This is a genomic window from Pseudomonas brassicacearum subsp. neoaurantiaca (assembly GCF_013608025.1).
GTDB lineage: Bacteria > Pseudomonadota > Gammaproteobacteria > Pseudomonadales > Pseudomonadaceae > Aquipseudomonas.
The window spans coordinates 8,342-20,424 of sequence record NZ_VDLV01000036.1; the positions used below are offsets into that span (position 1 = coordinate 8,342).

9 protein-coding genes are annotated in these 12,083 nt (G+C 60.8%); 8 read left to right on the top strand and 1 reads right to left on the bottom strand.

Translation table 11 applies throughout. The features are described 5' to 3' along the window. Positions 1-1,650, bottom strand: a 1,650-nt coding sequence (locus FHK92_RS27640) for a DUF6531 domain-containing protein (RefSeq protein WP_258232688.1), incomplete at its 3' end; no start/stop codon positions are given. A 382-nt stretch (positions 1,651-2,032) separates the two neighbouring features. Here FHK92_RS27640 and FHK92_RS18895 point away from each other — a divergent pair. From FHK92_RS18895 to FHK92_RS18930, 8 genes are all read left to right on the top strand, one after another. Beyond that, a complete protein-coding gene (locus FHK92_RS18895; RefSeq protein ID WP_181289385.1) occupies positions 2,033-3,286 on the top strand; it encodes a cystathionine gamma-synthase family protein in 1,254 nt (417 codons plus the stop codon). 136 nt (positions 3,287-3,422) lie between these two features. Next, positions 3,423-4,853: an amino acid permease gene (locus FHK92_RS18900; RefSeq protein WP_181289386.1), complete on the top strand. Its 1,431-nt coding sequence runs from the start codon at positions 3,423-3,425 to the stop codon at positions 4,851-4,853. Positions 4,854-4,910: 57 nt separating this feature from the next. Next, positions 4,911-5,795, top strand: coding sequence for a LysR substrate-binding domain-containing protein (locus tag FHK92_RS18905; RefSeq protein ID WP_181289387.1), 885 nt, complete (start codon positions 4,911-4,913; stop codon positions 5,793-5,795). A gap of 30 nt (positions 5,796-5,825) precedes the next feature. Then, positions 5,826-7,190 (top strand): threonine synthase, encoded by a 1,365-nt coding sequence (gene thrC / locus FHK92_RS18910; protein ID WP_181289388.1) that lies wholly within the window; start codon positions 5,826-5,828, stop codon positions 7,188-7,190. 11 nt (positions 7,191-7,201) lie between these two features. After that, positions 7,202-7,639 (top strand): Lrp/AsnC family transcriptional regulator, encoded by a 438-nt coding sequence (locus tag FHK92_RS18915; protein WP_030140409.1) that lies wholly within the window; start codon positions 7,202-7,204, stop codon positions 7,637-7,639. An 816-nt stretch (positions 7,640-8,455) separates the two neighbouring features. Further along, positions 8,456-9,514, top strand: coding sequence for a homoserine dehydrogenase (locus FHK92_RS18920; protein WP_181289389.1), 1,059 nt, complete (start codon positions 8,456-8,458; stop codon positions 9,512-9,514). Next, positions 9,511-10,923: an aldehyde dehydrogenase family protein gene (locus FHK92_RS18925; protein WP_181289390.1), complete on the top strand. Its 1,413-nt coding sequence runs from the start codon at positions 9,511-9,513 to the stop codon at positions 10,921-10,923. Before FHK92_RS18920 ends, FHK92_RS18925 begins: the two co-directional genes overlap by 4 nt. A gap of 349 nt (positions 10,924-11,272) precedes the next feature. Further along, positions 11,273-11,632: a DUF6124 family protein gene (locus FHK92_RS18930; RefSeq protein ID WP_181289391.1), complete on the top strand. Its 360-nt coding sequence runs from the start codon at positions 11,273-11,275 to the stop codon at positions 11,630-11,632. Positions 11,633-12,083 lie beyond the last annotated feature (451 nt).

Below are 12,083 nucleotides of genomic sequence, written 5' to 3' on the forward strand. Positions count from 1 at the left end.
GGGCTGGGCGACGATCAGTTCGTCCGGCTCATTGCTCAGGTAGATCGCCGCGCGGGCCAGGCTGTTGTGGATCGCCGGGCGTTGCAGGCTGGGAAGGGGGAAGGTGGTGCGGCGGTTTTCCTGGTCGAGCCAGATGACCTGCTCGCCTTCGATCAACAGGCGATGGGCCAGGGCATGGCTCCAGCCGCGACCGAGGCCGATGTCCAGCTCGGCGGCACTGGTGCGGTAGAGCCGGGTGAAGGTAAACGGCAGGCGTCCGTCGAGGGTGCCGTCGTCCAAGGTCAGCAGTTCTTCGCCGGTGACCATCGACACCGGGCAGCCGTGGGTGCGGGTCTGGTTGGCGTTATCGGCGGGGTCGCCGTTGGGGTTTGTTGATTGGGTGGAGGCGTCGTCGTGGTGTTCTTGTTTGCTCAGCCGTGTAGAGGGCTGGGATTTTTCCCGCACCACCGGGGCTGGATTTCTGACCGACAGCGGCGGGGAATCCCCAGTGGTGATTTGCAACGGTGTGACTGGCGCGGGGCCTATGGACGGTCCTCGGCCGGCCATCACGACCGGCTTGAGCACATCGGCATGAGCATCAAGGCTGTCGCCGCCGAGGTGACCCAGGCGTTGGCTCGAGGCCTGCAGCCACGTCCGGACGCGTTCCGAGCGAACCAAACGCAGCACCTTGCCGCTCAGGCGCAGACCCAAACCCAGGCCACCGGTAACAGCCGCCAGCAGGAAATTGATCAGAATCTCGGCGCGAATTTCCCCTATGATTTCGGCCAAGTACCGGGGCGGCAACATCCGCATCCAACTGGTAAACGCGGCGATATAAACGAAGAGCAAGGGCTCATCGCTCAGGATCATCAGTCCTTTGGCGATCGCTTCGGATGAAGCGCTCAGCAGTTGCTCAAGCTCGGCCTCGGTGAGGTATTCCAGCAACTTTTCGCTGTTGGCCTGCAAGTCCGCCAGCAGATCGAAGATCTGTCTGACGTCGTCCCACAGCTTATACAAAGCGTTTTCAAAGCCACGCAGCTGAGCCTCCTCCAACGCGTTGTAGCGATCCAGGAAACCGCTTTCGGCATGCTCCTTCCACAGCGGTTGAAACTCTTTCCACTCGGCTTTCAGCCAACCTTCGAGCTCGCCGATCGCTGTCTGATAAGAGGCATACAGCGCCTCGACATGACCGGTCGTGATATTTGGAAAAAAGCTGATGCGGTAACGCTGGCCGCGATCGCATTCGGGTATTTCCAGAATGCCGCTGGGGCCGATGACGTATGGGATGGGATCGCCAAACGTTTCTTTCCCTGATGCGTCCCGAATGATGGGTTCGAGCACCACGGGTGTGTCGCCGATCGGCACGAAACGCGATGCCCGGAACATATGCACAAGCGTCAATGGGCCTTGTGCCGGACAGCTAGCCACCACGGCGCTGACTTGCTTGCCGCCGTCCTTCGCAGGCGCGAGCGACACCTCATTGCCCACTTTGAACACCTGCTCGATGTCCAGCGTCTGGCCGTTCCAGAACTTTTCCGCCCAGGTGTCGTAATCGCCCAGGCAATTGCGAAAGTCCTGTAGCACCGCCTCGACATCGGGCGAGTTCATGACGGCCAGGACCAGCGAACCAATGGCGCCGTTCAGGGACGGGATCTTGTCAGGGAAACGCATTCAGACATCTCGCAACGCAGGAAGGCGCGAGACTTTGCCGGGGATGGCAGGAGAAATAAGTCAGGAAAGGAGGCAGTGTCTGTAGGGTAAATCTTTAATTGGTCCCGGTTAGGCGAGAACCCCACCAAACCCCTTGTGGGAGCGAGCCTGCTCGCGAAAGCGCCGCATCAGCAGCATGGTTGTCGTCTGACAGACCGCTTTCGCGAGCAGGCTCGCTCCCACAGCTCCCACAGTCGGCAAGTTACCAAGGCGTCCAGCCATTAAAAAAACCACCCCTTTGGCACCGATAACATCGTTTCTCGCGGGTGCGGCTTTTCCCTATATTGGCCCTCAGATTCCGGCGGATGGCTCAACGTCCGCCCCCTCAGTGCGAGTAGTCACAATGAACAAAAAACCTGACAGCGCAGGGCTTATCAACGCAGGAGCGGGCACCCGGGCGGTGTGGGGCGGGGAGCAAGTCAGGCACCCTTACAACGCCACCCAGACCCCCATCGTCGTCAGCGCCGCGTACGGTTATGACGACATCGACGTCTGGTACGACGTCGCGTTGGGCAAGGCCCCCGGCTTTATCTACAGCCGCATGAGCAACCCGACCGTCGAGACCGTCGAAGCGAAAATCCGCGAGCTGGAAATGGCCGAATCCGCCGTCGCCTTCAGCAGCGGCATGGCGGCGATCAGCAGCGTGCTCTACACCTTCCTCGCCAACGGCGATCGCGTGGTGTCGACCAAGGACAGCTACGGCGGCACCAACAAAATCTTCGAGGAATTTTTGCCGCGCACCGGCGTCGCCGTGACCTTGTGCGAAACCTTCGACCACGAAGAAATCGAGCGGGAAATCGCCAAGGGCTGCCAGGTGCTGTACCTGGAAACCCCCACCAACCCGACCTTGAAAATCCTCGATATCCCACGCCTGGTCGCGGCGGCCAAACGCGTCGGCGCACTGGTGGTGGCGGACAACACCTTCGCCACGCCGCTGAACCAGAACCCGTTGGCACTGGGTGTCGACGTGGTGATCCACAGCGCGACCAAATTCCTCAGCGGCCATGGCGATGTGCTCGGCGGCCTGGTGTGCGGCAGCGAAGCCTTGATGGCGAAGGTGCGTCATTACCGCGAAATCAACGGCGCCACGCTCGACCCGTTCTCGGCCTACATGATCATCCGTGGCATGAAAACCCTCGCCCTGCGCATGCGCCAGCAACAGGCGAGCGCCCGTGCCCTGGCGGAGTTCCTCTGCACCGAACCGCTGGTGGAATCGGTCAACTATCCCGGTTTGCCTAGCCATCCGAACCATGCCGTGGCCTGCGCGCAAATGTCCGGGTTCGGCGCCATCGTCAGTTTTGTCCTCAAGGGCGGGATGGACACGGTCAAGGTGCTGTTGCCGCGCCTGCGATTTGCTCATTGCGCGGGCAATCTCGGCGCAGTCGAAACCATCTACGGCCCGGCCCGCACCACCAGCCATGTCGAGAACACCTTGGAAGAACGCCTGGCCCTGGGGATTTCCGAAGGGCTGGTGCGCGTGTCGGTCGGCATCGAAGACACCGACGATTTGTTGGACGACCTGAAACAGGCCTTCGCCTTCGTCAGGAAAACCCTCAACCCGCAACTCAATGAAGTGCTCACCGAGACGGCAAGCTGAAGTCAGCAAGTTGATAACCCCGCGACAAGGCTGTCAGCGGGGCGTTCATGAATAGGAATAATAATAAAAGCTCAGAGGCGCTTGTCTGACTCGCGTAGACGTCGATGCGCGCCCTGACATTTCATGAGAAACAACCATGTCCATAACAGAACAACAAAGCAGTACGCGGGCCGGCTTCAAGCAGGAAATGCAGACGCGCCATATCGTCATGCTCGCCTTGGGCGGCGTGATCGGCACCGGCCTATTCCTGACCTCCGGCTACACCGTCAACCAGGCCGGCCCGATGGGCGCGGTCATCGCGTACGTCATCGGCGCGCTCATGGTCTACATGGTGATGATGTGCCTCGGCGAACTGGCGGTGCAGATGCCGGAAACCGGTTCGTTCAGCACCTATGCAACACGCTTTCTCGGGCCGGGCACCGGCTATACCGTTGCGTGGCTGTACTGGCTGACGTGGACGGTGGCGATCGGTTCCGAGTTCACCGCCGCCGGCATCCTCATGACCCGATGGTTTCCCGACACACCGGTGTGGATCTGGAGTGCGCTGTTCGCCGGCGTGGTGTTCCTCACCAACGTGGTCTCGGTGCGTTTGTTCGCTGAAACCGAGTTCTGGCTGTCGTTGATCAAAGTGTTGACCGTGGTGGTGTTCCTGCTGATCGGCGGTGGTGCGATTCTCGGTTTGCTGAACATCGACCAGGCCCACAGCATCGGGTTAAGCAACTTCACTCGCGAAGGGCTTTTTCCTACGGGCTTCATGCCGATTGCGATGACGCTGCTGGCAGTTTCCTTCGCCTTCTCCGGCACTGAACTGATCGGCATCGCCGCTGGCGAAACCAAGGATCCGCAACGCAACGTGCCGCGCGCCATCCGCACCACGGTGCTGCGTCTGGCGGTGTTTTTTGTCGGGACCATTTTTGTCTTGGCGACTTTGCTGCCCCGCGAACAAGCCGGTCTGGTGGAGAGTCCGTTCGTCACGGTCTTCACTTACATCGGCATTCCATACTCGGCCGACATCATGAACTTCGTGATCATCACCGCGCTGTTGTCGGCGGCCAACTCCGGGTTGTACGCCGCCTCGCGCATGCTCTGGACCCTCAGCGACCAAGGCCACCTGCCCAAGCAGTTCTCGGCCCTGACCCGCATGGGCACGCCGCTCAACGCGATCATCGTCAGCATGGCCGGCGGCGCCGCGTCGTTGCTCAGCAGCGTGTTTGCCGCCGACACCATCTATCTGGCGCTGGTGTCGATTTCCGGCCTCGCCGTGGTGGTGGTGTGGATGAGCATCGCCGCGAGCCAGATCGGTTTCCGTCGTCACTACGTCGCGAACGGCGGCGACATTCGCGATCTCAAGTTCCGCGTTCGCGGTTATCCGTGGGTGCCGCTGGGAGCGTTGGTGTGCTGCAGCCTGGCGTGCGTCGGCATCGCCTTCGACCCTGAACAACGGGTGGCGCTGTACTTCGGCCTGCCGTTCATCGCCTGGTGTTACTTCGTGTATTACATTACTCGCAAAAGCCGCGAGCGACGCTTGTCGGTTACCCTCGTGGCACAACCGTCCGACGCGTTCTAACCGCATCGACGGGGCGGGCAAACGTGCCCGGTGCGTGGGGGTTAACGAGGTAAGACCATGAAGCAAAAAACGTTGCCCCCGTTGAACTGGCTGCGGGCGTTCGAAGTGTCCGCCCGCTGCCTGAACTTCACCCACGCCGCAGACGAATTGTTCTTGACCCAGGGCGCGGTCAGCCAGCAGATCCGCCAGTTGGAAAGTCACCTGGGCGTGGCGCTGTTCAAGCGCTTGCCTCGCGGTCTCGGTCTGACGGAAGAGGGCCAGGCCTACCTGCCGGTGGTGCAGGACGCGATCACACGACTGGCGGTGGGCACCAACGAGATCTTCGGCCAGCACAAGCGCCGGCCGATCAAGGTGCGCGGCAGCCTGGCGTTTTTCGTGCACTGGCTGGCGCCGAAACTGGTGGATTTTCGCCAGGCCCATCCCCACGTCGACATCCGCTACATCAGCAACATTTGGGTCAAGGAGCTGGACGGCGAAGACGACATGGAGATTCGTTGGGGCCACGGTCAATGGCCGGGCCTGGTGTCGCAACGGCTGACCTGGGACACCTTGTTCCCGGTGTGCGCGCCAGCCTTGATGACAACGCTGAAGGAACCGGCGGACGTGGCCAAGCACCCGCTGCTGCACGTGTTGGGTTATGAAGAAGGCTGGGGTTACTGGCTGAACTTGGTCGGCGCGGACAGTGTAGATTCTTCGACTGGCCTGCAATTCGACACGCTGGTCTGCACCTTGCGCATGGCCGAGTTGGGGCAGGGCATTGCACTGGCGCGGTCGTCGATGGTCAGTGAACTGCTGGAAGACGGACGCCTCGTCGAACCCTTCGCCCAGCGCATCGAAGCCAGTGAATCGTTCTACCTGGTGCGCAGTTCCGGTGCCGAGCAACACCCGGACGCGGCGCGGTTTTCCACCTGGTTGGTGGAGCAGGCGCATCGCTACAAATGAGCTGTTTTATCTGATTTTGCGGAGTTGACCATGCGCTACGTGAGTACCCGAAATTCCGCCGTGCAGGTCGATTTCGAAAAAGTTGTGTTGTCGGCCATTGCCGAGGATGGCGGCTTGTTCGTCCCGGTCGAACTGCCGCTGTTCGAACCCCAGGACATCGCCAATTGGTCGACCTTGTCCTACGACGAACTGGCTTATCGTGTGATGCATCCGTTCGTGGGCGAGGCGATCCCCGAGGCCGACTTCAAGCGCCTGCTCAAGGAGGCCGGCAGCCAGTTCAGCCATCGCTCCCTGGCGCCGCTGCATCAGGTGGATCGCAACGAATGGGTGCTGGAATTGTTCCATGGGCCGACTCGCTCCTCGAAGGATTTTGCCGCGCAGTTGCAGGCGCGGCTGGTGCAGTACTTCCTGCGCAAACGCGGGCGTCGCGCCGTGGTGATCGGCGTCACCAACGGCCACACCGGCCTGGCGGCCATCGAGGCGTTCAAGCACTGCGACGAGACTGACGTGGTGGTGATCTACCCCGAGGCCGGCGTACCGCAAGACCAGCTTCAAGACCTGCAAGCGACGGCGCACCCGCGGGTGCATCAAGTCGCCGTGGATGGCAGTTTCGATGAATGCCAGACCCTCGTCACGCAACTGTTCCGAGAGCATGAAGCGATCAGTTTCAACTCCAGCAACTGGGTCAGCGTCATGGCGCAGTTGGTGTTTTATTTCCACGCCGTGCTGCAGTTGGGCGGCGGTCAGCGGCCCATCGGTTTCAGCGTGCCAGCGGCGAGTTTCGCCGAGGTTTATGCCGGTTACATCGCCCAGAAGATGGGCTTGCCAATCACGCAAATGATCGTCGCCACCAACCAGAACGACGCGCTGCATCAGTTCTTTTTGAAGAATCACTACTCGCGGTTACGCGCCAGCAAGACCTTGTCGCCGGCCATGGATCTGTCGATCTTTTCCAACCTGGAACGGTTTCTCTGGGAACTCTATGGCCACGACGATCAAGCCGTCAGCGCGCTGATGCATACCTTCGAAACTGACGGCGAAATGAGCATTGGTAACGAGTTCTGGCTAAAGGCGCGGATGATCATCGACTCGTACGCGGTCAGTGATGAGCAGACGCTGAACGAGATCACGTCGCTGTATCGCGACACCGGTTATGTCATCGATCCGCATACCGCCACCGGCGTGCTCGCGGCGCGCTTGTACCGCCGCAGCTTGGTGGCGCCGATGGTGACTCTCGGCGAGATTTCACCGGTTAAATCGGCGGTATTGCTGGGTGAGTTGGGGATCCCCGTGGCGGCGCAACAACGTGCGGTTTCCGAGCATGGCCCGGCGCAGATTCATCGCATCCAACCGGACGACCTCGGCGCCCTCCATCAACTGCTCGGCTCGCTGTAACCGGAGGCCTCATGAAGCGAATACTCGACCCCCTCGACGAACGCATCATCGCCGAACTGCGCCTCAACGCCCGCGCCGCCCACGCCGAGCTGGCGGCCAAGGTCAACCTCTCGCGCAACGCCGTCCGCCAACGCATCGAACGCCTCGAACGCGACGGCGTGATCCAGGGCTACACGGTGCGCACGGGGGAGGGCGCGCAAGCGTCGTCGAACATCAACGCCGTGATCTTCGTCTACCGCTACGACCGCATGCGCGGCGCCGAGGTGTTGAAGGCATTGCAGGCGATGCCGGAAGTGCTGCAGTGCGATGTGATGAGTGGTGAGTTTGACTTGATGCTGAGGGTCGGCGCCGCGAACCCGGAGCGGGTCCATAAAGTATGGAAAGACATCTCCGCGCTGCCGGGAGTGGAGAACACCGTGACATCGTTTGTGTTGTCGTCGGTGGTCTGAACCTTCACCCAACCCGTGGCGAGGGAGCTTGCTCCCGCTGGGCTGCAAAGCAGCCCCAACCAAATTGACCTCAATCAACCTGACCCACCGCGCTGCATGATTTGGGGCCGCTGCGCAGCCCAGCGGGAGCAAGCTCCCTCGCCACAAGAGCCGGCGCGAGTGCATGCTCTGCCACTAATAGACCAAACACTGAAAAAAACTGTGGGAGCGAGCTTGCTCGCGATAGCGGTACACCAGCCACCATCAATGTCGCCTGACCTGGCCCTTTCGCGAGCAAGCCCGCTCCCACAGGGGAATGTGTTCGGCCAGGCCCCGCCTACTCACTACCGCTAATGGTGTTCACCAATAAGCCAGCCACCACAAACCCCGTGGCGAGGGAGCTTGCTCCCGCTGGGTTGCGAAGCAGCCCCAACCAGGTCACTCCCAATCAACCTGACCCACCGCGCTGAATGATTTGGGGCCGCTGCGCAGCCCAGCGGGAGCAAGCTCCCTCGCCACAAGGGCCGGCCAGGTGCACGCCCCGACACCAATGGACCAAACACTGAAAAAACCTGTGGGAGCGAGCCTGCTCGCGAAAGCGGAGTTTCAGTCGACTTATTGCTGACTGAACCACCGCTATCGCGAGCAGACTCACTCCCGCAGAGGCCTGTGTTCGGCCAGTCGATTCTGTCGGCTTTCCCCCCGCCCACCACTTCGCCCAACCCCTGGTCAAAACGCCCAGAAAATAGAGCAAATTGGCATATTTCACTGCCCACCCAGCCCCCCTAACCTAGATCCCAACAAACCTCATCACCCGGATCATGGGACACAACAAAAATGACTGAATACAAACTGGCTCTAGTCGGCTTCGGCGGTGTAAACCGGGCATTGGCTCAACTGATCGCCGAGCGCAATCAGCAGTGGAAAACCGAACTCGGCTTCACCCTGAAAATCGTCGGCGTGACCGACCTGTTCCTCGGTTCGGTGATGAACCGCCATGGCCTCGACGCCGCCTCGCTCGCCCGACTGCCCGCCAGCAAAGGCGCCATGGCCCAACTGCCCGGTGGCACCGTCGATGCCCTCAACGAAGCCGTGATCAAAGACTGCGGCGCCGACATCATCGCCGAAGCCACCTTCACCAACCCAGTGGATGGCGAGCCCGCCACCTCGTTCTGCCGCTGGGCCCTGGAGCGCGGCAAACACGTGGTCACCACCAACAAAGGCCCCATCGCCCTGCACGGCGCCGAACTCAAGGCCCTGGCCCAACGCAACAACGTCGCCTTCGAATACGAAGGCTCGGTGATGAGCGGCACCCCGGTCATCCGACTCGCCAAACAAGCCTTGGCCGGCAGCTCGATCACTGGTTTCGAAGGCATCCTCAACGGCACCTCCAACTTCGTCCTCACCGCCATGGAGGGCGGCCTCGGATTCGCCGAAGCCGTCAGCCAGGCCCAAGCCCTGGGCTACGCCGAAGCCGACCCAACCGCCGACGTCGAAGGCCACGACGTACGCCTCAAGGTAGTCATCCTCGCCAACGAACTGCTCGACGCCAAACTCACCGTCAACGACGTCAGCTGCAAAGGCATCTCCGCCCTCAGCCTCGCCGACATCGAAAAAGCCCGCCGCGACGGTGCCCGCTGGAAACTCATCGGCGCCGCCACCCGCCAAGCCGACGGCTCCATCAGCGCCAGCGTCGAACCGCGCCTGCTGAGCAACGACCACCCACTGGCAAGTATCAGCAGCGCCACCAACGCCGTGTCGTTCACCAGCGAACTGCTCGGCGCCGTCACCGTCTCCGGCCCGGGCGCTGGCCGCACCGAAACCGCCTTCGCGCTGCTGTCCGACATCATCCAAATCCACCAATCGGCAACCCGCAAACAGGAGCAAGCCCTGTGAACGTATCGCGCCTGGCCCTGGCGGTCGTCGAACCGCACATCGAAGTCCTCAACCCCTTTGACGGCAGCATCGTCGGCACCGTCGCCGACGTGTGCGCCTCAGAAGTCCCACACCTGCTCGAAACCGCACGCGACGGCGCAAAAGCCTGCGCCGCACTGCCGCGTCATCGCCGCGCAAGCATCCTCGAACACGCCGCACTGAACATCGAACGCGACGCCAAAGCCTTCGCCCGACTCATCGTCGACGAAGCCGGCAAGACCCTCAAACAGGCCGAAAAAGAAGTCAAACGCTGCGTCAATACCCTCAAACTCTCCGCCGAAGAAGCCAAGCGCAACGCCGGCGAAATCGTCCCGTTCGACGCCTACGAAGGCGCCGAATCGCGCCAAGGCTGGTTCACCCGCGAACCCCTCGGCCTGATCGTCGCCATCACCCCCTACAACGACCCGCTCAACCTCGTCGCCCACAAACTCGGCCCGGCCATCGCCGGCGGTAACGCGGTCATCCTCAAACCGTCCGAACTGGCGCCGCTGTCCGCCCTCAAACTCGTCTCCTACCTGGTCGACGCCGGCCTGCCACAAACCGTCGTCACCGTCGCCACCGGCGGCGCAGAACTGGGCAAAGCCCTGGTCGCCGCCCGCGACGTGCGCATGATCTCCTTCACCGGCGGCTTCGTCACCGGCGAACAAATCGCCCGCACCGCCGGCCTGAAAAAACTCGCCATGGACCTCGGCGGCAACGCCCCCGTCATCGTCATGGGCGACTGCAACCTCGACGCCGCCGTCGAAAGCTGCGTCTCCGGCGCCTTCTGGGCCGCCGGGCAAAACTGCATCGGCACCCAACGCCTGCTCATCCACGCACCGATCTACGCAGCCTTCCGCGAACGCTTCGTCAACCAGGCCCAAGCCCTCGTCGTCGGCAACCCACTGCTCGCCAACACCGACATCGGCCCGATGATCACCCAACAAGCCGCGCAAAACGCCGAACAGGTCGTCAACGAAGCGCTGCAACAAGGCGCCACGTTGCTCTGCGGGCATCGGCGTCAGGGCAATTGCTACGCGGCTACAGTGTTGGAGAATGTCGATCATTCCAGCCGGCTCTGGTGCAACGAAGCGTTTGCGCCAGTGGTGGTGTTGCAGCCGTTCGACACGTTTGATGAGGCGATTGCGTTGGCTAACGAGCCTGAATACGCGCTTCATGCGGGGATCTTCACCAATGATCTGTCCACGGCAATGAGCGCTGCACGGCGGATCGAAGCGGGCGGCGTGATGATCAATGACTCGTCGGATTTCCGGTTTGATGCGATGCCGTTTGGTGGGTCCAAGTATGGAAGTTTGGGCAGGGAAGGCGTGCGGTTTGCGTATGAGGAAATGACCCAGCCGAAGGTGGTTTGTTTGAATACGTTGGGGTGAGAGGACGCGTGTTTATTGGGGCGCTTGGAATCAGGGCGCGACTGACGTTTTCTTGCGCCATTGCCTACAACTACGCCAGAATCGGCCGGCTTGTGCGTTTTGGGGCCTGTCGGTAGCTTGAGTCTGTCACTGAGCATCAGTGATCGGGTTTAGTCGCCCGTCTCAACCTAAGGCGTAACAAGTCCCCGTCGGACAGGCTTTGCTGTTCCTGTATTGATGGTGGCTGTGCGCAGGGCGCCCTCGGGCGCGCCGGGATTCTTAGGTTCACCGGTCGACTAACCTGCGCACAGCTGCCGCCCTCTCGTTTAGTCGCGAGGTGGTTGCAGCATCACTTAAGGAACCTAAGTCGATGGCAAAAATTACACCGAACCCTCCGATTACAGATGAGCATGTGTCTCGCGCTCAGACTGCTCGTAACAAGAAGCTTGATGACGCTGCCACCCGGGCATTGGATTTTTATCTGAAGCCTACTCCGAAGAAAGAAACGTCTGACAAACCCAACAGCATTTTCCGTATTGCGCCGGATATAGATTCGGAATGTCTGCTTGCCAGTCTCAGTGAAAACCTGGCTTCGGCGAATGCCATGATCAATGATTTGGCGTTTGATCTGGATGGATCGCGACGGCGTGTTGCGATGGGGATTTTGCAGGTGATTGAGGTGAGTGAACTGCTGGCGAATCGGGCTTTGGATATTGTTGAGGTGAGGTAGAAAAGCGAGGCATTCGTGCTTTGGGAGGAAAAAAGGTCTTGCTCAGCAAGGCCTTTTTTTGTGGGGGCTCGGGCAATGAACTGTCATGCATGGAAGCCCCAAGTTTCTGGTTGTCCAATTCGACTGTGAATTTCATTCAATCGCTAATGTCGATCATGACCACGACACCACCCTGGACCGGCAGCTATGCGGAACGGCTTATTAAATCGCTACTGTCGATAGAGCTTGCCGCAGCGTGCCCCGCAAAGCCGCAGGTCCGCCACGAAAAGCCCTTTATCCTCTCAAAGCTGATGCAGTGGCTGACTCGCAGACAGAATGAGTCAAGGGCTTACGGTTGATTTTCTCAATGGGAAATGGCTTGTTTGGGTACGTTGGAGGCACGTTGTTTATCGGGGCGATTTGGATGTGGGCGTGACTGACGTTTTCTTGCGCCATTGCCTACAACTACGCC

Bases quoted from the DNA above. Each gene is read 5' to 3' on its own strand.
- FHK92_RS18905 (WP_181289387.1), top strand. From the start codon at position 4,911: ATGAAGCAAAAAACGTTGCCCCCGTTGAACTGGCTGCGGGCGTTCGAA.
- FHK92_RS18900 (WP_181289386.1), top strand. From the start codon at position 3,423: ATGTCCATAACAGAACAACAAAGCAGTACGCGGGCCGGCTTCAAGCAG.
- FHK92_RS18915 (WP_030140409.1), top strand. From the start codon at position 7,202: ATGAAGCGAATACTCGACCCCCTCGACGAACGCATCATCGCCGAACTG.
- FHK92_RS18920 (WP_181289389.1), top strand. From the start codon at position 8,456: ATGACTGAATACAAACTGGCTCTAGTCGGCTTCGGCGGTGTAAACCGG.
- FHK92_RS18895 (WP_181289385.1), top strand. From the start codon at position 2,033: ATGAACAAAAAACCTGACAGCGCAGGGCTTATCAACGCAGGAGCGGGC.
- FHK92_RS18930 (WP_181289391.1), top strand. From the start codon at position 11,273: ATGGCAAAAATTACACCGAACCCTCCGATTACAGATGAGCATGTGTCT.
- thrC (WP_181289388.1), top strand. From the start codon at position 5,826: ATGCGCTACGTGAGTACCCGAAATTCCGCCGTGCAGGTCGATTTCGAA.